This is a genomic window from Streptomyces sp. M2CJ-2, from assembly GCF_016757295.1.
In the GTDB taxonomy this organism is placed as follows: Bacteria; Actinomycetota; Actinomycetes; order Streptomycetales; family Streptomycetaceae; genus Streptomyces.
Genome location: NZ_JAESIF010000026.1, coordinates 18,714 through 38,160, shown reverse-complemented (window position 1 = coordinate 38,160; position 19,447 = coordinate 18,714). Strand labels below are relative to the sequence as shown.

General features: G+C 73.4%; 18 protein-coding genes and 1 riboswitch. Of the genes, 10 read left to right on the top strand and 8 right to left on the bottom strand.

Annotated elements, in window-relative coordinates; genetic code table 11:
• Positions 1–26: 26 nt before the first annotated feature.
• The 3 genes from JL475_RS20360 to JL475_RS20350 are packed head-to-tail and all read right to left on the bottom strand — an operon-like array spanning position 27 to position 3,297.
• Positions 27–1,103: a prenyltransferase gene (locus JL475_RS20360; RefSeq protein ID WP_202279226.1), complete on the bottom strand. Its 1,077-nt coding sequence runs from the start codon at positions 1,101–1,103 to the stop codon at positions 27–29.
• On the bottom strand, positions 1,100–1,888 hold the full coding sequence (locus JL475_RS20355) for a class I SAM-dependent methyltransferase (RefSeq protein ID WP_202279225.1): 789 nt from the start codon (positions 1,886–1,888) through the stop codon (positions 1,100–1,102). Before JL475_RS20355 ends, JL475_RS20360 begins: the two co-directional genes overlap by 4 nt.
• A complete protein-coding gene (locus tag JL475_RS20350; RefSeq protein ID WP_202279224.1) occupies positions 1,882–3,297 on the bottom strand; it encodes a glycosyltransferase family 4 protein in 1,416 nt (471 codons plus the stop codon). Before JL475_RS20350 ends, JL475_RS20355 begins: the two co-directional genes overlap by 7 nt.
• 351 nt (positions 3,298–3,648) lie before the next feature.
• Between JL475_RS20350 and JL475_RS20345 the strand changes: the two genes are divergently transcribed.
• The 7 genes from JL475_RS20345 to JL475_RS20315 all read left to right on the top strand — a co-directional run bounded on the left by JL475_RS20345 (position 3,649) and on the right by JL475_RS20315 (position 10,927).
• Complete coding sequence (locus tag JL475_RS20345) at positions 3,649–4,293, top strand: TetR family transcriptional regulator (protein WP_237407736.1); 645 nt, start codon at positions 3,649–3,651, stop codon at positions 4,291–4,293.
• 28 nt (positions 4,294–4,321) lie between these two features.
• A riboswitch (cobalamin riboswitch) is annotated at positions 4,322–4,394 on the top strand.
• A 131-nt stretch (positions 4,395–4,525) separates the two neighbouring features.
• Complete coding sequence (locus JL475_RS20340) at positions 4,526–5,800, top strand: prenyltransferase/squalene oxidase repeat-containing protein (protein WP_202279222.1); 1,275 nt, start codon at positions 4,526–4,528, stop codon at positions 5,798–5,800.
• On the top strand, positions 5,797–6,459 hold the full coding sequence (locus JL475_RS20335) for an SCO2322 family protein (RefSeq protein ID WP_202279221.1): 663 nt from the start codon (positions 5,797–5,799) through the stop codon (positions 6,457–6,459). Before JL475_RS20340 ends, JL475_RS20335 begins: the two co-directional genes overlap by 4 nt.
• 61 nt (positions 6,460–6,520) lie before the next feature.
• Positions 6,521–7,633 carry an energy-coupling factor transporter transmembrane component T gene (locus tag JL475_RS20330; RefSeq protein WP_202279280.1) on the top strand — a complete coding sequence of 371 codons (1,113 nt, stop codon included), beginning with the start codon at positions 6,521–6,523 and terminating at the stop codon, positions 7,631–7,633.
• Positions 7,630–9,303 (top strand): ABC transporter ATP-binding protein, encoded by a 1,674-nt coding sequence (locus JL475_RS20325; protein WP_202279220.1) that lies wholly within the window; start codon positions 7,630–7,632, stop codon positions 9,301–9,303. The genes JL475_RS20330 and JL475_RS20325 overlap by 4 nt, the downstream gene beginning before the upstream one ends.
• Entirely contained in the window at positions 9,300–10,151 is an 852-nt protein-coding gene (locus JL475_RS20320) for an ECF transporter S component (protein WP_202279219.1), read from the top strand. Before JL475_RS20325 ends, JL475_RS20320 begins: the two co-directional genes overlap by 4 nt.
• A gap of 359 nt (positions 10,152–10,510) precedes the next feature.
• Complete coding sequence (locus JL475_RS20315) at positions 10,511–10,927, top strand: transglycosylase SLT domain-containing protein (RefSeq protein WP_202279218.1); 417 nt, start codon at positions 10,511–10,513, stop codon at positions 10,925–10,927.
• Between the two features lie 171 nt (positions 10,928–11,098).
• Here the strand turns inward: JL475_RS20315 and JL475_RS20310 are convergent, their stop codons facing one another.
• Positions 11,099–13,177 carry a phosphatase PAP2 family protein gene (locus tag JL475_RS20310; protein ID WP_202279217.1) on the bottom strand — a complete coding sequence of 693 codons (2,079 nt, stop codon included), beginning with the start codon at positions 13,175–13,177 and terminating at the stop codon, positions 11,099–11,101.
• A gap of 361 nt (positions 13,178–13,538) precedes the next feature.
• Here JL475_RS20310 and JL475_RS20305 point away from each other — a divergent pair, with 361 nt between their 5' ends.
• Positions 13,539–14,210 (top strand): O-methyltransferase, encoded by a 672-nt coding sequence (locus JL475_RS20305; RefSeq protein WP_202279216.1) that lies wholly within the window; start codon positions 13,539–13,541, stop codon positions 14,208–14,210.
• A 30-nt stretch (positions 14,211–14,240) separates the two neighbouring features.
• Here the strand turns inward: JL475_RS20305 and JL475_RS20300 are convergent, their stop codons facing one another.
• Entirely contained in the window at positions 14,241–14,633 is a 393-nt protein-coding gene (locus JL475_RS20300; RefSeq protein WP_202279215.1) for an FHA domain-containing protein, read from the bottom strand.
• 151 nt (positions 14,634–14,784) lie between these two features.
• Here JL475_RS20300 and JL475_RS20295 point away from each other — a divergent pair, with 151 nt between their 5' ends.
• On the top strand, positions 14,785–15,219 hold the full coding sequence (locus JL475_RS20295) for a DUF1992 domain-containing protein (RefSeq protein ID WP_202279214.1): 435 nt from the start codon (positions 14,785–14,787) through the stop codon (positions 15,217–15,219).
• A 31-nt stretch (positions 15,220–15,250) separates the two neighbouring features.
• Here the strand turns inward: JL475_RS20295 and JL475_RS20290 are convergent, their stop codons facing one another.
• Together JL475_RS20290 and JL475_RS20285 are read right to left on the bottom strand one after the other, a co-directional pair.
• A complete protein-coding gene (locus tag JL475_RS20290) occupies positions 15,251–15,724 on the bottom strand; it encodes a hypothetical protein (RefSeq protein WP_202279213.1) in 474 nt (157 codons plus the stop codon).
• 5 nt (positions 15,725–15,729) lie between these two features.
• Positions 15,730–16,434, bottom strand: coding sequence for a hypothetical protein (locus JL475_RS20285; RefSeq protein ID WP_202279212.1), 705 nt, complete (start codon positions 16,432–16,434; stop codon positions 15,730–15,732).
• 124 nt (positions 16,435–16,558) lie between these two features.
• On the opposite strand from JL475_RS20285, the gene JL475_RS20280 reads away from it, so the two are divergent.
• Positions 16,559–17,050: a GNAT family N-acetyltransferase gene (locus JL475_RS20280; RefSeq protein WP_202279211.1), complete on the top strand. Its 492-nt coding sequence runs from the start codon at positions 16,559–16,561 to the stop codon at positions 17,048–17,050.
• 58 nt (positions 17,051–17,108) lie between these two features.
• On the opposite strand, the gene JL475_RS20275 is transcribed toward JL475_RS20280, so the two are convergent.
• Positions 17,109–19,250, bottom strand: a complete 2,142-nt coding sequence (locus JL475_RS20275) for an MFS transporter (RefSeq protein WP_202279210.1) — start codon at positions 19,248–19,250, stop codon at positions 17,109–17,111.
• Positions 19,251–19,447: the final 197 nt, after the last annotated feature.

Below are 19,447 nucleotides of genomic sequence, written 5' to 3'. Positions count from 1 at the left end.
CTTCCCCGTCTCCTGAGCCGGTCAGGTCAGTCCAGGGCGCAGCAGTCCGGGTCGAGTCCTCGGGGCAGGCGTTCGCCGCCGAACACCGCGCAGGTGGCCTCGTGGCCGCCGAGCGCGGCGACGGCCAGCAGCAGCGAGCCGGCCGTCCAGGTGGTCAACTCGACCGGCCAGATCGCCTCGTCGTCGAAGACGTACCCCGTCCAGTACAGGCCGCTCTCCGGATCGCGCAGGTGCTGGATGGACTGGAGGATCTCCAACGCCCAGTCGGACTCGCCCATCGCCCACAGGGCCAGGGCGAGTTCGGCCGACTCCCCGCCGGTCACCCACGGGTTGGGGATCACACAGCGCACACCCAGCCCGGGGACGACGAAACGGTCCCAGCCCTCCGCGATCCGGGCCTTGGCCTCCGTGTCGGTGAGGGCGCCGCCCAGTACGGGGTAGTACCAGTCCATCGAGTAGCGGTCCTTGGCGAGGAACCGCTCCGGGTGGTGCCGGATCGCGTGCCGCAGCGCGCCCGCCGCCAACTCCCAGTCCGGCTGCGGCTCTTCCCGCTGCTCGGCGATGGCCAGCGCGCAGCGCAGCGCGTGGTGGACGGAGGAGCAGCCGGTGAGCAGCGCGTCGGTGGCGGCCGTGCCGTCGTCGTCGCGTCGCCAGCCGATCTGCCCGCCGGGCTGCTGCAGTTTCAGTACGTACTCCACCGCCGCGTACACGGTGGGCCACAGGCGGTCCAGGAAGGTGTCGTCGCCGGTGGAGAGGTAGTGGTGCCAGACGCCGACGGCGACGTAGGCGACGAAGTTGGTCTCCCGGCCCCGGTCGGTGACGTCGTGCGGGTCGCCGTCGGCGTACGCCGCGTACCAGGAGCCGTCCGCCAGCTGGTGCCTGGCCAGCCACAGGTAGGCCCGCTCGGCGGCCTCGTGGGAGCCCGCGGCGTCCAGCGCCATCGCGGCCTCGACGTGGTCCCACGGGTCGAGGTGGTGTCCGCGGAACCAGGGGATCGCCCCGTCCTCACGCTGCACGGCGAGGATGCCCGCGACGGTCGCGGCGGCCTGCCCGGCGGTGAGGACCCCGGGCAGGACCAGGTGTTCTGTCCGGGGGGTGGTCACTTGGCCGCCACCCCGGCCTCGGTACCCGCCCCGGCGTCGGCATCGGCGCCCGCCCCGGCGTCGGTGCGCGGCAGATGCGGTTTGGTCGCGTACGCCACGAAGCTCTTGCCCATCACCGGGTTCAGGGTCCGCTCCGCGATGCGGGTCGCCAGCGGCTTCTTCATGATGTCCCAGACCAGCAGCTTGTGGTACGCCCGCACCGGCAGCGCCTTGTCGTTGTCCACGCCGAAGGCGCACTTCAGCCACCAGTACGGCGAGTGCAGTGCGTGCGCGTGGTGGGTGCCGTAGGGGCGCAGACCGGCCTCGCGCATCCTGGCCAGCAGTTCGTCGGCCTTGTAGATGCGGATGTGGCCGCCCTCGACCTCGTGGTAGGCGTCGGACAGGGTCCAGCACACCTTCTCGGGCCCGTAGCGCGGGACGGTGACCGCGATGCGGCCGCCGGGCTTGAGCACGCGGACCATCTCGGCGAGGACGCCCTTGTCGTCGGGGATGTGCTCCATCACCTCGGAGACGATCACGACGTCGAAGGACTCGTCGGGGAAGGGCAGGGCGAGGGCGTCGCCCTCCATCGCCGTGGCGGTGGCCCCGGCGGGCGCCTCCCCGGCCTCCTTCATCGCCGCGAACCACTTGGCGACCTCGCGGATCTCCTCGCCGTTCTGGTCCAGTGCCACGACCCGCGCCCCGCGCCGGTAGCACTCGAACGCGTGCCGGCCTGCTCCGCAACCGAGGTCCAGGACACGGTCGCCCGGGGCGAGCGGGAACCGGGAGAAGTCGACGGTCAGCACGTGGCCCTGCTTTCGCGGTGGGAGGTGACGGGTTCTTCTGCGACGAGTGGCCGGTCCGCCGCGGGAGCGGCGACGACGGGGGCGGCGCCCACGGCCTCCGCAGCCCCTGCGCGGGCCATCGCCTCGCGGTAGCGGGCCACCGTGCCCTCGGCCGCGCGGGCCCAGGTGAAGTGCCGCAGCACCCGCTCCCGGCCGGCCGCGCCGAGCCGCGCGCGCAGTTCGGGGTCGCCGAGCAGTCGGTTCAGTCCGGCGGCCAGCGCGCCCGCGTCGCCGGGCGGGACGGCCAGGCAGGTCTCGCCGTCGCGGCCGGCCACCTCCGGGATCGCGCCGCCGGTCGTGGCGAGCAGCGGCGTGCCCGTGGCCATGGCCTCGGCGGCCGGGAGCGAGAAGCCCTCGTACAGCGACGGCACGCAGGCGACCTGGGCGGAGCGCACGAGGTCGACCAGTTCCGCGTCCGAGATGCCCTTGACGAACTCGACGGCGCCCTCGAGCCCGTAGTGCTCCATGGCCTGCGCGACGGGCCCCTTGGTGGGGCGCTTGCCGACCACGACGAGGTGGGCCTCGGGCTGCTCGACGCGGACCTTCGCCAGCGCCTCGACGAGGAAGACCAGACCCTTGAGCGGCACGTCCGCACTGGACGTGGTCACGATCCGGCCCGGCACGACGGGCACCGACGCGTCCGGCGAGAACAGGTCGGTGTCGGCGCCGATGTGGACGACGTGGATCCGGTCCTGCCGTACGCCCAGGTGGTCGACGATCTCCTCGCGGGAGGTGCCGGAGACGGTGAGCACGGACGGCAGCCTGCGGGCCACCCGCTTCTGCATCCTGGTGAAGGCGTACCAGCGGCGCACCGAGGCGCGTCGCCGCCTGCTCCCGGCGGCGTCCAGCTCCAACTGCCGGTCGACGGTGATGGGGTGGTGGATCGTGGTCACCAAGGGGGCGCCGAGGTCGCCGAGCAGGCCGTAGCCGAGCGTCTGGTTGTCGTGCACGACGTCGAAGTCACCTCGTCGGGCCCGCAGATGGCGCCGGGCCCGCAGGGAGAAGGTCAGCGGTTCGGGGAAGCCGCCGGTCCACATCGTGCCGACCTCGAGTGCGTCGATCCAGTCGCGGTACTCGTCGCGGCCCGGGGTGCGGAAGGGGTCGGGCTGGCGGTAGAGGTCGAGGCTGGGCAGCTCGGTGAGGCTCAGCCCGTCGTGGCCCTCGTCGAGGACGGGGTAGGGCTGGGCGCCGATGACCTCGACCTGGTGTCCGAGGCGGGCGAGTTCGCGGGAGAGGTGGCGTACGTAGACGCCCTGTCCGCCGCAGAACGGGTTTCCCTTGTAGGTGAGGAGTGCGATGCGGAGCGGTCGCAAGCCGTCGGCGGCGGAGGGACCCCGCGAGGGCCCGGCCTGACTGGCCTCAGCGGTCACCCTGGGCCCCCTTCTCCCTGCACGGTTCCGCGACTCTACGTCGGGACGTCAACCTGGAACAAGTTTCAGAGTTGATCGTTCCGAGGCTCCGAATCTACCGGCAGGTAGGGAGTACGGGAGCAGTGGATCAGGTGATTCACGCCACGGCGGTACGCGTGCCATGCTGTCCGATCACCACCCCTCACCGACGGTCACGGAACGGGACCCATGCCCGCGGAAGCCCACACGAAGAAGGCGGCCAAGGCGGCGACGCCACCCAAGCCGAACAAGGCCGAAAAGATCCATAACACCGACAACACCGGCAACACCGGTAACGCCGACAAGGCCCGCGAGACGGACAAGGCCGCGCTCATGGAGGCCGGCGCCACCGGAGCCTCTCCCGCCTCACCCCTGACCGCGCGTCAGGAGGCGCGCAGGCGCCGCATCCTGGACGCGAGCGCCCGGCTGGCCGGCCGGGGCGGCTTCGACGCGGTGCAGATGCGGGAGGTCGCGGAGTCCTCGCAGGTGGCGCTGGGCACGCTGTACCGCTACTTCCCGTCCAAGATCCACCTGCTGGTGGCCACCATGCAGGACCAGTTGGAGCGCATGCACCGCACCTTGCGGAAGAAGCCCCCGGCGGGCGACACGGCCGCGGAACGGGTCACCGGGACCCTGATGCTGGCCTTCCGCGCGCTCCAGCGCGAGCCGCAGCTGGCCGACGCGATGGTGCGCGCACTGACCTTCGCGGACCGCAGCGTGAGTCCGGAGGTGGACCAGGTCTCCCGCCGGACGACGAGGATCATCCTGGACGCCATGGACCTCGGGGACCCCACCCCGGACCAGCTCTCGGCGGTCCGCGTCATCGAGCACACCTGGCACTCGGCCCTGATCACCTGGCTGTCGGGACGCGCCTCGATCGCCCAGGTCGAGATCGACATCGAGACGGCCTGCCGACTGATCGACTGGGCGGATCCGGCGGAACCGCCCGCTCCTGACCATTTCCTTACGTGCGGGTAGAGTGACGGCGTCGTCATCACCCGTACGGGGGGAAGCCGGTGCAATTCCGGCGCTGACCCGCAACCGTGAGCCGTCCACCGGGACGGCGAGCCGGAATGCCCCGAACGGTTCGTGACCGGCTCACGCGCCCGGCGGTCCGCCGGGGCGCGGCACCGTCGAGGGATACGGAGCCGAGCCGCCGGGATGTCCCGTGCTGCCTGGCTCCCCACAGGGAGAGAGGCATCCGCCGATCATGAACATACGTAGCAGCGCAGCGGCTCTGGCCGCCGTCGCCGTGATCGGTGCCGCCGCACCGGCCGCCGCCGACTCGTCCCCGTCCCCCTCGCCGTCCCAGCAGGCCCTGCCCACCGCCCTGTACGGCGAGGGCGATCCGCAGTACGACGGTGTGTGGCGGCAGTCGCTCGCCCTGCTCGCCCAGCACACGGTGGGTGTCGAGCCGCCGAAGTCGTCCGTCGACTGGCTGGCGGGGCAGCAGTGCGCCGACGGCTCGTTCGCCCCGTACCGTGCGGACACCGGCACGGCGTGCGACGCCAAGACCATGGTCGACACCAACCAGACCGCCGCCGCCGTCCAGGCCCTCGCCGCCCTCGGCGGGCACGACGCCGTCACCGGCAAGGCCCTCGACTGGCTGAAGTCCGTGCAGAACAAGGACGGCGGCTGGGGCTACATGGCGGGCGGGGACAGCGACGCCAACTCCACCTCCGTCGTCATCGGCGCGCTCGCCGCGACGGGCGAGAAGCCGGCCGAGGTGGTCAAGGACGGCAAGTCCCCCTACGACGCCCTGCTGAAGCTGGCGCTGCCGTGCGACGGCAAGAGCGGCAAGAGCGGGGAGGACGGCGCGGGCGCGTTCGCCTTCCAGCCGGGCAAGAAGGGCGAACTGGTCGCCAACGCCGACGCCACGGCGGCGGGCGTGCTCGGCTCCCTCGGCGCGGGCCTGGTGGTCGAACCCGGCAAGGGCGGGTCGAAGGACTCCGGTTGCAAGAAGGCGGACACGCCCGAGCAGGCCGCCGCCAACGGCGCCGCCCACCTCATCGGCGTGCTCGCCGAGGACGGCCACCTCGTCTCCGCCCTCCCCGGCTCCGAGGACCAGCCCGACTACGGCAACACCGCCGACGCCGTGGTCGCGCTCGCCGCGCAGGGCGCCACCGAACCGGCCGCGAAGTCCGTGGCCTGGCTGGAGGAGAACGCCGCCGACTGGGCCGCCCAGAGCGGCCCCGCCGCCTACGCCCAGCTGATCTTCGCCGCCCACGCGACCGGCGCCGACCCGCGCGCCTTCGGCGGCACCGACCTGGTGAAGCAGCTCTCGGCGGCCGGCCCGGCCACCGAGAAGTCCTCGCGGACGGCGGACGACGGCAAGGCCGGGCAGGACGAGGAGGACGGTACGAAGGCCGAGTCGGGCTCCGGGTCCGGCCTCTGGTGGACCGCCTCGATCGTCGGGGTCTGCCTCGTCGCCGCTGTCGGCGTCGTCTTCCTGCTGCGCGGCCGGAGCAGGAAGCAGCAGTCGTGACACGCCGGGCCACCGTGCTGCTCCTGGCCGCGCTCCTGCCGCTGCTGGCGGGCGCGGGCCAGGCGCAGGCCGCCGGCTACCGGTACTGGTCGTTCTGGGACCTGGACGGCGACGCGTGGACGTACGCCACCCAGGGCCCCTCCACGGCCCGTCCCGCCGACGGCGACGTCCAGGGCTTCCGGTTCGCCGTCAGCGAGGACTCCGCCGACGCGACGCGGCCCCGGGGCGCCGCCGACTTCTCCGCGATCTGCGCGAAGACCCCGGCGAAGGACGGCGAGAAGCGGGTGGCCCTGGTCATCGACTTCGGTACGGCCGCCGACGCCCCGTCCGGCGAGACCCCGCCGGACGGCCGCACCGCCTGCGCCCGGGTCCCCGCGGACGCCACGACGGCCGAGGCCCTGGCCTCCGTCGCCGAGCCCCTGCGCTACAACAGCAACGCCCTGCTGTGCGCGATCGCGGGCTACCCGGAGAAGGGCTGCGGGGAGCAGGTGTCGGGCGGCGGCGCACCGGCGCCCGAGAAGGAGGACGGCGCGAAGTCCTCGGCGCCGTCGGCGTCTTCGGACGACGGCGGCGGCCCCTCGCTCGGTCTGGTCGCCGGGATCGCCGTGGTGGCGTTGCTGGGTGCGGCGACGGTCCGGCAGGTACGCCGTCGTGCCTAGGACGGCAGGACCTGGCGACGCCCGGCCGCGGGGGCGCACCGGCACCGGCACCGGACGTCCGGTGCCGTCGGGCGCCCCCGCCTCGCGCCGCCGGCAGGAAACTCCCCTGCACCCCGGCGCCTGGTGGCTGTGGGCCCTGGCCCTCGGTGTCGCCGCCACCCGTACCACCAACCCGCTGCTGCACGCCCTCCTCGTCACCGTCTCCGCGTACGTCGTGGCCACTCGCCGCCCGAACGCGCCCTGGGCCCGCTCCTACGGCGCGTTCGTCAAGCTGGCGCTCGTCGTGCTCGTCATCCGCCTGCTCTTCGCGGTCGTCCTCGGCTCCCCCGTACCCGGCACGCATGTGCTCGTCGCTCTGCCCGAAGTCCCGCTCCCCGACTGGGCGCAGGGCATCCGTCTGGGCGGCGAGGTCACGGCCGAGGCCCTCACGTTCGCCCTGTACGACGGCCTGAAGCTGGCCACGCTGCTCATCTGCGTCGGTGCCGCGAACGCCCTCGCCAACCCCTCCCGCCTGCTGAAGTCCCTGCCCGGCGCCCTGTACGAGATGGGGGTGGCCGTCGTCGTGGCGCTGACGTTCGCGCCGAACCTGATCGCGGACGTCCAGCGGCTGCGCGCCGCCCGTCGGCTGCGGGGCCGTCCCGACCGGGGTGTCCGGGGGCTGCTGCAGGTCGGACTGCCGGTCCTGGAGGGCGCGTTGGAGCGTTCGGTCGCGCTCGCCGCCGCGATGGACGCCCGCGGTTACGGCCGTACCGCGCAGGTCCCGGCCGGGATCCGCCGCACCACCGCCGCCCTCACCCTCGGCGGGCTGCTCGGCGTCTGCGCCGGAACGTACGGACTACTCACCGCCGAGGGCGCCGTCCACGGTCTGCCCGTGCTCCTGGCCGGTCTCGCCGCCGCGCTCGCGGGCCTGTGGCTGGGCGGCCGGCGTTCCCTGCGCACCCGTTACCGCCCGGACCGCTGGGACGCCCGCGCCTGGCTGGTCGCCGGCTCCGGCGCGGCGGTCGCGGCGCTGCTGGCGCTCGCCGCCGCGCGCGATCCGGCGGCCCTGCACCCCGGTGTGGTGCCGCTGGTCGCGCCCACGCTCCCCCTGTGGCCGGCGGCGGCCGTGCTGATCGGCCTGCTCCCCGCCTTCGTCACCCCCGCCCCCGAGGACACCGGCAAGGAGCCGTCGTGATCCGCTTCGAGAACGTCTCCGTGACGTACGACGGCATGCCCGAACCCTCCGTACGGGGCGTCGACTTCGAGGTGCCGGAGGGCGAACTCGTCCTGCTCGCCGGCCCGTCGGGGGTCGGCAAGTCCACCGTGCTGGGCGCGGTCAGCGGTCTCGTCCCGCACTTCACCGGCGGCACTCTGCACGGCAGGGTCACGGTGGCCGGCCGCGACACCCGCACCCACAAGCCGCGCGAACTCGCCGACGTCGTGGGCACGGTGGGCCAGGACCCGCTGTCCCATTTCGTGACGGACGTCGTCGAGGACGAACTCGCCTACGGCATGGAGTCGTTGGGTCTGCCTCCGGAGGTGATGCGGCGCCGTGTCGAGGAGACCCTGGACCTGCTGGGCCTGGCCGGCCTGCGCGACCGTCCCATCTCGACGCTCTCCGGCGGCCAGCAGCAGCGGGTCGCCATCGGCTCGGTGCTCACCCCGCACCCGCGGGTGCTGGTCCTGGACGAACCGACGTCCGCGCTGGACCCCGCGGCGGCCGAGGAGGTCCTCGCGGTCCTCCAGCGCCTGGTCCACGACCTCGGCACCACCGTCCTCATGGCCGAGCACCGGCTGGAACGCGTCATCCAGTACGCCGACCAGGTGGCGCTGCTTCCGGGGCCGGGAGAGCCCCCGCTGCTCGGCACGCCGGCGGAGGTGATGGCTGTCTCCCCGGTGTTCCCGCCGGTGGTGGCGCTGGGCCGGCTCGCGGAGTGGTCCCCGCTGCCGCTGACCGTGCGGGACGCGCGCCGTCGGGCGGCCGGGCTGCGGGAGCGACTGGCCGACGCGGCGACGGCGCGGGAGCCCGCTCGGGAGCCCGCCGAGGACGCGGCGCCCGCGCCCTCCGGTCGGCGCCTGTTCAAGCGCACCAGGGCCGATGTCTCGACTCCCGCCCCGGTGGCGGAAGTCCGCTCCCTCGCCGTCCGCCGTGACCGCGTCCAGGCCCTGCGCCACATCGACCTGACGGTCGCCCCCGGCGAGACGGTCGCCCTGATGGGCCGCAACGGCGCCGGGAAGTCGACGCTGCTCGGCGCCCTGGTCGGTCTGGTCGAACCGTCCGCCGGTTCGGTCCGCACCGGTGACGCCGTGCCCCACCGCACCCGTCCCCGCGACCTGGTCCGCCGGGTGGGGCTCGTCCCGCAGGAGCCGCGCGACCTGCTGTACGCGGACACGGTCGGCGCGGAGTGCGCCGCCGCGGACCGGGACGCGGAGGCGGAACCGGGTACCTGCCGCGCCCTGCTGTCGGAGCTGCTCCCCGGGATCACGGACGACACGCACCCCCGTGACCTGTCCGAGGGCCAGCGCCTGACCCTCGCCCTGGCCGTCGTCCTCACCGCCCGCCCGCCCCTGCTCCTCCTCGACGAGCCGACCCGCGGCCTGGACTACGCGGCGAAGGCCCGCCTGGTCGCCGTGCTGCGGGGGCTGGCCGCCGAGGGCCACGCCATCGTCCTGGCCACGCACGACGTGGAACTGGCGGCGGAACTCGCCCACCGGGTGGTCCTGCTCGCCGAGGGCGAGGTCATCGCCGACGGGCCGGCGGCCGAGGTGGTCGTCGCGTCACCGTCCTTCGCCCCCCAGGTGGCGAAGGTCCTGGCCCCGCAGCAGTGGCTCACGGTCTCCCAGGTGCGGGCGGCCCTGTCATGACCCCCGCACGCACCCCGACCACCGTCACCGGCGCGCAGCGCCAGGCGCGGGCAGTCCGCCTGGGACCGCGTTCGCTCCTGGCGCTGGCCCTGGTGAGCGCGGTGGGCGTGGCCGCCTTCGGCTGGCCCTTCCTGGCCCCGCCCGCCTCCACCCTCAACGCCCACGCGCAGGACGCGCCGTGGCTCTTCGCGGGACTGCTGGTGCTGCTGGTCGCGGTGGTGGCGGCGACCATCTCGGAGTCGGGCCTCGGCCCGAAGGCGGTCGCGATGCTGGGCGTCCTGGCGGCGACGGGCGCGGCTCTGCGCCCCATCGGCGCGGGGACGGCCGGCCTGGAACCCATGTTCTTCCTGATGGTGCTGAGCGGCCGGGTCCTCGGTCCCGGCTTCGGCTTCGTGCTCGGCTCGGTGACGATGTTCGCGTCCGCGCTGCTCACGGGCGGGGTCGGCCCGTGGCTCCCGTTCCAGATGCTGTCGATGGGCTGGTTCACGATGGGCGCGGGCCTGCTCCCGGGCCCGGACCGTCTCCGGGGTCGCGCCGAGCTGTGGATGATCGCCGCCTACGGCTTTCTGGCGGCCTTCGCCTACGGCACGGTGATGAACATGGCGGGCTGGCCCTTCATGGCCGCCCTCGCCTCGAACATCTCCTTCGACCCGGACGCGTCGGTCCCCGCCAACCTGGCCCGTTTCGTGGCGTACTGCCTGGCCACGTCCCTCGGCTGGGACCTGGGCCGGGCCCTGCTCACCGTCGTCCTGGCCCTGGCCCTGGGCGCCCCGGTCCTCCGCGCCCTGCGCCGCGCCACCCGCCGAGCGGCTTTCGAGACGTCGGTCACCTTCACGGGGCACCCCTGAGTAATCGCCCCGCACGCCCACGGTGACGACGACGGCCGACCACGGTGAACCACCCCACATGACCTCGATCACATACGAAGCGGCGTCGTAGCCCTCAGCACGCCCCCACCCCCGGCCTCCGCCCGCCCCGACCTGCGCACATGCCCGCCCACTGCGTCCCGGCAATGCACACGAAATGCGACCACGGCTAGTAAATACGGTCATTGCGGGACGAACCCCTGGGCTGTTTCTGTGGAGTGGTCGCCAGGCGCCGACGTGCCCCCCACGGGCCGCGGCGCCGACGTATGCCCCGCTCCGCACCACATGTGGTCCGGCACCGGGCCTACGGCGACCGCCCCGTACCCGAAGAAAGGCCCCACGTGTCCGCCGCTTCCATCCTCCGCACCGTCGCCACCCCGAAGAAGGCCCTCGCCGGTGCCGCCCTCGCCGCCGCGGCCTGCGGCACGCTGATCGCCGCCGGCCCCGCGCAGGCGGCCCCCACGGCCACGGCCTCGGCCCAGGCGACCGCGCAGCAGATGATCGGTGACTCGGCGCAGTACCAGTGCTTCTCCAACATCGTCCAGCGTGAGAGCGGCTGGAACCCGACCGCCACCAACGCCTCCAGTGGCGCCTACGGCCTGGTCCAGGCCCTGCCCGCCACCAAGATGGCCTCGGCCGGTTCCGACTGGAAGACCAACCCCGCCACCCAGATCGAGTGGGGCCTCGGCTACATGAACGAGCGCTACGGCAGCCCCTGCGCCGCCTGGGACTTCTGGCAGTCCAACAACTGGTACTGACCCACCCGGCACCAGCCCCCCTGTACCACCCGCATCACCCCCCCATACCGAAGGCGGCGGCCCCCGATCCCCGGGGCCGCCGCCTTCGCCGTTCACACCGGTCCCCGACAGCGCCAGGAGGGTCGGCGTGCCGAGGGCGAGACGGTGGAGGGCGCCCGGCCGTCGGGCCGGTCAGGCGCGCTCCCTCTCCGGCCGCTCCGGTCTCTCCGACTGTTCCGGGCTCACCGCCTGCTGCGGTACCGCCGGGGCGTCCTCGGCCTCGGGTGCCGGGGTCACGGTCGTGCGGGCGCGGGGGCCCTGGAAGAGGTACGTCAGGCCGAAGCCGGCGGCGACGACGAGCGCGCCGCCGACCGCGTCCAGGATCCAGTGGTTGCCGGTGGCGACGATCGCGGCGGCCGTGAACAGGGGGTGCAGCAGGCCGAGTGCCCTCATCCACGGCTTCGGGGCGATGATCGCGATGACCACACCGCACCACAGGGACCAGCCGAAGTGCAGGGACGGCATCGCCGCGTACTGGTTGGTGAGGGCGGTGAGGGTGCCGTAGTCCGGCTTGGAGAAGTCCTGGACGCCGTGCACGGTGTCGATGATCCCGAGGTTCGGCATCAGGCGCGGCGGGGCCAGCGGGTAGAGCCAGAAACCGAGCAGGGCGAGCAGGGTGGCGAAACCGAGGCTCGCGCGGGCCCAGCGGTAGTCGACCGGGCGGCGCCAGTACAGCAGCCCGAGGACCGTGAGCGGGACGAGGAAGTGGAACGACGTGTAGTAGAAGTCGAAGAAGTGCCGCAGCCAGTCGATCTTCACGACGGCGTGGTTGACCGCGTGCTCGATGTCCAGGCGGAGCACGTGCTCGAGGTCGAGGATCTGCCGGGCGTGCTCCTCCGCGCGCTCCCTGCCGCCGGTCGCCGCGAGCCGCACCTTGGAGTAGGCGGCGTAGGTGACCCGGATCAGCAGCAGTTCCAGCAGCAGGTTGGGGCGGCTCAGGACCCGGCGCAGGAACGGCAGCAGCGGGACGTACCGGAAGCGGGTCGGCACGGGCGGTGCGTACCGGGTCGGGACGGGTGACTCGAAGCACAGCGAGGTGCGCGACAGGAACGGGATCGCCGTGGCGGCGGCGAGCGCGGCGAGCAGCACCACGTTGTCGCGGACGGGGTGGAGGACCGCCAGGTTCGGCAGGATCATCTGGGCGGGCAGCGTCATCACCAGGACGACGGCCACCGGCCACAGCAGCCGGTCACCGGCGCGTCTGCCGACGGTGCCGACGAGGGCGAGCAGCACCCACAGCAGCTGGTGCTGCCACGCGGTCGGGGAGACGGCGATGGCGGCGCAGCCGGTGATCGCGACCGCGAGCAGCAGCTGGCCGTCGTGGGCGTAGCGGACGGCGCGGCGCAGGCCGAGCGTCGCGACGGCCGCGCCGAGCAGCAGGAAGAGCCCGATCTCGAGGGGGCCTTCGAGTCCGAGGCGGAGCAGGGCGCCGTGCAGGGACTGGTTGGCGAGGTCGTCGGCCCGGCCGCCGAGGCCCACGCCCGCCATGTGGTGCACCCAGTAGGTGTACGAGTCCTGCGGCATCGCGGCCCAGGCGAGCGCGGTGCTCGCGGCGAAGGTGACGCCGGTGGCCGCGGCGGCCCGGCGGCGGCCGGTGAACCACAGCAGCGGGGCGAAGAGCAGCAGGGTGGGCTGGAGGGCGGCGGCGACACCGATCAGCGCCCCGCCGGTCCGCTGCCCGCGGGCGACGAAGCAGCCGAGCAGGACGAGCAGGACGGGGATGACGCTGGTCTGGCCGAGCCACAGCGTGTTGCGCACGGGCAGCGACAGCATGAGCAGGCTGATCGCGACCGGCGCGGCCAGCAGGGCCGTGCGCCGGCCGACCGGCTGGGGCAGGGCGCGGACGGCGACCAGACCGAGGGCGACGACCAGCAGCAGCGTGCCGAAGGTCCAGCCCCAGCCCAGGGCCTGTTCGGCGGATCTGCTGAGCGGTTTGAGGACGAGCCCGCTGAAGGGGGTGCCGGTGAAGCGGGTCGACTCGTAGAGCGAGCCGCTGACCTGCGGCACCCCGTCGTGCCCGAACCAGGTCTCGAGGTCCGTGAGCCGCTCCCCGCGCGGGGTGGTCAGGACGGTGGCGACCTGCCGTACGGCCAGGACGGCGGCGAGCAGCCACAGTCCGAGGCGCACCGTGTGCAGACGTGTCCGGGTACCGTCGACGGTCGTGGCTCCGAACGCCTTCGCCGGTCGCCCCCTGTGTTCCGCGTTCGCCACGCCTCGTCGGCCTCCCGCCCCATTGGTCCCACACGTCCCGCGCGTGGGGGTACCTCCGCAAACCTTATGAGGCTCGCGCCGCCCCCGGAAGAGACGCAGGCAACCCCCGCTTCACCTGACGTCCGTCCTGCTTCGGTCCTGCCGTCGGTCCTGCCGTCGGCCCGGCTTCGGTCCTGCCGTCGGCCCGGAAGACGACAGACGGCCGGGGGGTCGGGTTGCCCGCGGGGACGCGGGGCGGATCAGATGGGAGGGTCGGCGGCGTCGGTCTCATCGGCCGCGCGAGTCGGCTGAACCGGCCACTGGACCGACCGAAGACCGACCGGCCACCGACCGGACGAAGAAAGACGAGAGGGGTAAGGGCATGAGCGGATCGCAGCTCTGGCACGCGGTGGACGACTACTTCGCCGCCCGTCTGGCACCCGACGACGAGGTTCTGACGGCCGCCCTGCGGGACAGCGAGGCCGCCGGGCTCCCGCCCATCGCCGTGGCCCCCAACCAGGGCAAGCTGCTCCAGCTCCTCGCCCTGACGCAGGGCGCCCGGTACATCCTGGAGATCGGTACCCTCGGCGGCTACAGCACCATCTGGCTGGCCCGCGCCCTCCCGGCCGACGGGCGGCTGATCACGCTGGAGTACGAGCCACGGCACGCCGAGGTGGCCACCCGCAACATCGGCCGCGCGGGCCTGGACCGGCTCGTCGAGGTGCGGGTGGGCCCGGCGCTGGAGTCGCTGCCCCGGCTGGCCGACGAGAACCCTCCCCCGTTCGACCTGGTCTTCATCGACGCCGACAAGGTCAACAACCCGCACTACCTGGAGTGGGCCCTGAGGCTCACCCGCGCGGGCAGCCTGATCGTCCTCGACAACGTCGTCCGGGGCGGCCGGGTGATCGACGCGGACAGCACCGCCCCGGACGTGCTGGGCACCCGTGCCGCCCTCGACCTGATCGGCAGCCACCCGAGGCTGACCGGTACGGCGATCCAGACGGTCGGCGGCAAGGGGCACGACGGCTTCGCGCTGGCGCGGGTGCTGGAGTGAGCCGGTGGGCCCTCGCGGCGCCTGCCGGCCTCACAGCTCGTGGTAGAAGCCCACGTTGACGCTGCGCGGGGCGGCGCGGTCCAGGATGACGACCTCGCCGTTGCCGCCCCGGGGCAGCGCGACGCTGCCGCCGTAGGCGACCGGGTGGACCTGCTCACCGACGGTCAGCCGGACCTCGGAGGACGGCTCGGGCAGCGAACCGCGCAGCCAGCTCAGATACCAGGTGCCGTCCTGGGCGCACTGGAACTCCAGATGGACCCTGGACACGAACAGCCAGTCGTCCGGCGTGGAGAGCCGGCACACCGACCTGTCCCGCCCCACCCGCAGCACGGCGCCCGGCTCGCTCGGCGCTTCGGCCATGAGCATGCCGGCCGTGGCCCCCGATTCCTCTGCGGACACGGCGGCCATGGTGAGTTCGAGCACGTGCGCTCCTCCTGAGACGTCCTGGCGGGCCGGGGGCCGCCCCTGCGGTGGCCACAACGGCCGGGCGCGGCGACCGGTACGGCTCGCTCGCTGCCGCCGAATGATAAAACGCCCGGTTCCACCGCGTCTGCCCGGCGGGCACAATGGTCATATGACCGAGCGAAAGCCGCCGGGCGTCGACTTCGAGTCCTGGGTGGACAAGCAGATCCGTGACGCCGAGGCGCGCGGCGAGTTCGAACGGCTGCCGGGGGCGGGCAAGCCGCTGCCCGCCGACATGGAGTCCCCGTACGACGAGTTGTGGTGGGTCAGGCGGAAGCTGGCCCGCGAGGGCCACTCCGTGCTGCCGCCGACGCTGGCCCTGCGCAAGGAGGCCGAGGACGCCCTGGCGGCGGCCTACGCGGCCCCTTCCGAACGGATCGTCCGGAAGATCATCACGGACGTCAACGCCAAGATCCGCGACATGATGTTCAAGCCCCCGCCCGGCCCCCCGCTGGGCAAGAAGCCGTACGACGTCGAGGACGTCGTACGGCGGTGGCGGGAGCGCCGGGCGGGGGCAGGGGACGGGCCACCGGGCCCGCCCGTCTGACAGCCCACCGGTTGTTCGGAACCGGCCCGGGTCAGACGCGCAGCAGCCGTTCCGCCAGCCCGCGGTAGTCCCGCAGGGCCAGGCGCAGCTGCTCGGTGTCGGTCCCGGTGCCGGTCACGGCGGTGTCCGGGCCCTCGCCCCCGTCCGCGGTCCGCCAGGACCGGCGCAGGGTGCGGCGCCGTTCGGTCACCGCGTCGGTGAGGCGGGCGGCGAGTTCCTCCAGCACGTGATCGGCCTGCTCCACGGAGTCCCTCGGGGCGTCCACGAACCCGGCCACGGCGTGCTGCAACTGCTCGGAGAGCGTGTGCCAGTGGTCGTCCGGGAGCAGACGGGTGCCGTCCGGACGGGTGCCGTCCGCCCCTTCGGGGCCGCGGTCACCGTGCACGTCCTCGGGGAGACCGCCGTGGGTCCCCGGAGCGGTCGTTCGGCTGGTCGGGCGGATGGTCGTGGTGAAGGGCGCCTCGCCCGTCGGTGCGTCGCCGGGGCGCCGGGTCGTGTCGGTCATCTCGCTCAGCTCTCCTTCGCCTGTCGCCGATGGAGCAACGACGGCATGTGGGGGGAGCGGCCGTGTGCGGCCGTCTTCCCGCGGGTGCCGTGCGGGCCGGTGCGATGGTCTCCGCCGTCGTGACGGGACGGCCGCACCAGGTCGTCGAAGAGGGCGCGCGCCTCGACCATCGCCTCGCGCATCTCCTCGGTGCCCGCGCCGCCTTCGTGCGTGCCGTGGGTGCCGTTCGGCCTGTGCGTGCCGTCGGCGCGGGCCTGCGCCACCCGGTGCACCCGCCGGTAGCCGTCGACGTGCCGGGCGTGGTGCACGGACAGCGCGGCGAGCTGCTCCTCGTACCGTCCGTCGCCGGGGAAGCCCCGGGCGGCGGCGAGGTCGGCGAGCAGCCGGTCCGCCTCGGCGACCGCGTCCCCCGGCGAGTCGACGAACCGCTCCTGCGCGGCCGTCCAGCCCGCCTCGTACCTCTCCCGTTCGGCGGGCTCCAGCGGTCGTGTCCGCAGGTCGCCGTGGAGCTTTACGCGCTGGGCCAGTTCACGTTCGGCGGCCTCGGCGTCCCCGTCGTGCCGGGCGACGGCCCGGTCGTACTCGGGTCCGAAGCGCCGCTTCAGGTGCGCGCCGCGGTACGGACCGCGGGCGCGCAGGGTCAGTACGGCCGCCGCGACGACAACGACCGCCACGATCACGATCAAAGCGATGATCAGGCCAGTGGACATGGATGCCTTCCGGTGTGTCGGCCAACCGGCGCTCCTCACGCGCCGGTTCGTCGTACGGGTAGCCGAAAGGCCCGAACGCAAACAGAGTTGCGCGTCCGTCTGCGGAGGAACGCAGAATACGGTCATGACGTGGACCGTCCGCCCCGAACGCCCCGACTCCCCCGCCGCCGCCGCGCTCTGGCGGGCGTACTACACCGAGGTCAGCGACCGCTGGTATCTGCTGCACGAAGGGCGCCGGACCGATCCGGCGGAGCTGGAGCGCGAGGTCGCCGCCCAGTCGGGCGCCGACCTCGTGCCGCCGCGGGGGCACCTGCTGGTCGCGCGGTACGCGGGTGAGCCGGCGGGCAGCGCGGGGGTCCGGCTGCTGGACGCCGCGACCGCCGAACTCACCCGGGTCTTCGTCCACGAGGCGATGCGCGGCAGGGGCGGTGCGGCGCTCCTGGTGGGCGCCGCCGAGGAAGCGGCCCGCGCGTCGGGGGCCACCCGGCTGATCCTCGACACGCGCTCGGACCTCGTGGAGGCCCGTGCCCTGTACGCCCGGCTCGGTTTCACCGAGACCGAGCCGCACAACGCGGTGCGGTACGCCGAGCACTGGTTCGCCAAGCACCTCGCTTGAACCACCCGCCTGACGCCCCGTCCGGACCACCCGTCCGCCCCCGTCCTGACCACCCGGCTCAACCGACGGGCGCCTCCGGCCGCTCGCCGTGCGGGCCTTCCGGGCTGTCGTCGTGCGGGCCTCCGGTTCGCGATCCGCCCAGTTCCTCCGTCAGCTCGTGCGCCAGCCGCACCAGATCGGTCGGCCGGTCCGGCCCCCACCGGTCGCCGAGCAGCTCGGCCAGGAACTCCTCCTGCGCCCGCGTCAGCCGCTCCACGACCGCGTACCCGTCGTCGGTCAGTACGAGGCCGGGGCCCTCGTGTGCGACGAGGTGCCGCGCCTCGGCCTGGTCGGCGGCCTCCAGGACGACGGCGGGCGGGAGGGAGCCCCGCTCGGCGAGCAGGGCCGGTTCCACCGAACCGTACTTCCTGATCCTCAGCAGCAGCCAGCTCGTCGCGGGCAGCAGGTCGCAGCCCGCGCGGACGGTGGTCGTCCGGTAGATCTCGCGCCGTCCCTCGTGGGTGCCGAGCAGCGACAGCGCGCGGTCCACCTCGTCGGGGGACGACCGCTCCGCCGGCCGGCCGGCCGGCGCCCCGGTGACGTCGGGCGCGGGGACCGAGGCACGCAGTTTGTCCTCCTTGAGCAGCCAGGCCAGTACGAAGCCGAGGAGGGCGAGGGGAACCGCGTACAGGAAGACGTCCGTGATGGCGGCGGCGTACGCGTGGACGGCTTCGGGGCGCAGGGCGGACGGCAGGTCCGCCATGCCGCGCGGGTCGGCCTGCAGCGCGTCGACGGAGACGCCGGGCGGGAGCCGGTCACCGCGGAAGGCGTCGGTGAGCCGGTCCTCGAGGCCGCTCGCGAAGATCGTGCCGTAGACGGCGACGCCGAAGGAGGCGCCGATGGAGCGGAAGAAGGTCGAGCCGGAGGTGGCGACGCCCAGGTTCTGGTAGGAGACGGCGTTCTGCACGATCAGCACCAGGACCTGCATGACCAGCCCGAGCCCGAGACCGAAGACGAGGAAGAAGGCGCTCATCACGGCGGTGGAGCTGTGCTCGTCGAGCTGGTGGAGCAGCAGCAGGCCGACGGTGGTGACGGCGGTGCCCGCGATGGGGAACACCTTCCAGCGGCCGGTGCGGCTGACGATCTGTCCGGAGGCGGTCGAGGCCGACAGCGTGCCGACCACCATCGGCAGCATGTGCACGCCGGACATGGTCGGGCTCACCCCGTGGACCATCTGGAGGAACGCCGGCAGATAGGTCAGCGCGCCGAACATGGCGAAGCCGATGATGAAGCTGATCACGACGGAGAGCGTGAAGGTGCGGATCCGGAACAGTTCCAGCGGCAGCACGGGTTCGGCCGCCCGCCGTTCCACCGCGACGAAGACGGCGGCGAGGACGACACCCAGCACCGCGAGGACGACGATCTGCGGCGAGCCCCAGCCCCAGGTGGTGCCGCCGAGGGAGGCGACCAGGACGAGGCAGGTCGCCACGGAGGCGATGAGGAAGGTGCCGAGGTAGTCGATGACGTGCCGGGTGGATCTGCGGGGGATGTGCAGCACCGTCGCGATCACGGCGAGCGCGACGACTCCGAGGGGCAGGTTGACGTAGAACACCCAGCGCCAGCTCAGATGTTCGGTGAACAGTCCGCCGAGGAGCGGCCCGAGGACACTCGTCGTGCCGAAGACCGCGCCGAACATGCCCTGGTACTTGCCGCGTTCACGGGGCGGGACGAGGTCGCCGACGATCGCCATGGACAGCACGACCAGTCCTCCGCCGCCCAGCCCCTGGAGTGCGCGGAAGGCGATCAGCTGGGACATGTCCTGTGCCGCGCCGCACAGCGCGGAGCCCAGCAGGAAGATGAGGATGGCGAGCTGGAACAGCCGCTTGCGGCCGTACTGGTCGCCGAGCTTGCCCCACAGCGGGGTGGCCGCGGTCGAGGCCAGCAGATAGGCGGTGACCACCCAGGACAGGTGCTCCAGACCGCCCAGTTCGCTGACGATGGTGGGCAGCGCGGTGGCCACGATGGTCTGGTCGAGGGCGGCGAGGAGCAGACCGAGGAGCAGCGCGCCGATCGAGACGACGAGGTTCTTGGCCGCCTGCTCCGGGGGGCCTGCGGCGGAGGACGGCGGCCCGGCGGCGGAGGACGGCGGCCCGGAGCCGGCACCGGGTGAGGGCCGCGCGCTGCCCGCCCGCTCCGTCCTACCGTGCGCGTCCCCGGCCATGGCGACCTCCACAGGTTCTGGTTTCCCGGGTCCATCGTGATCGGTATGACCGTTTTTCTCCTGTCGAACAGCCCGTCGGGCCGCCTGTCGAGGCCTCCGGAAGACCGCATTCCGGGGGCTTGTGCATCGGGGTGTGGAGAAGATCTGCATAATCTCTGGAGATCGCGAGGGGAGGGACAACGCGTGGATCATCCGAC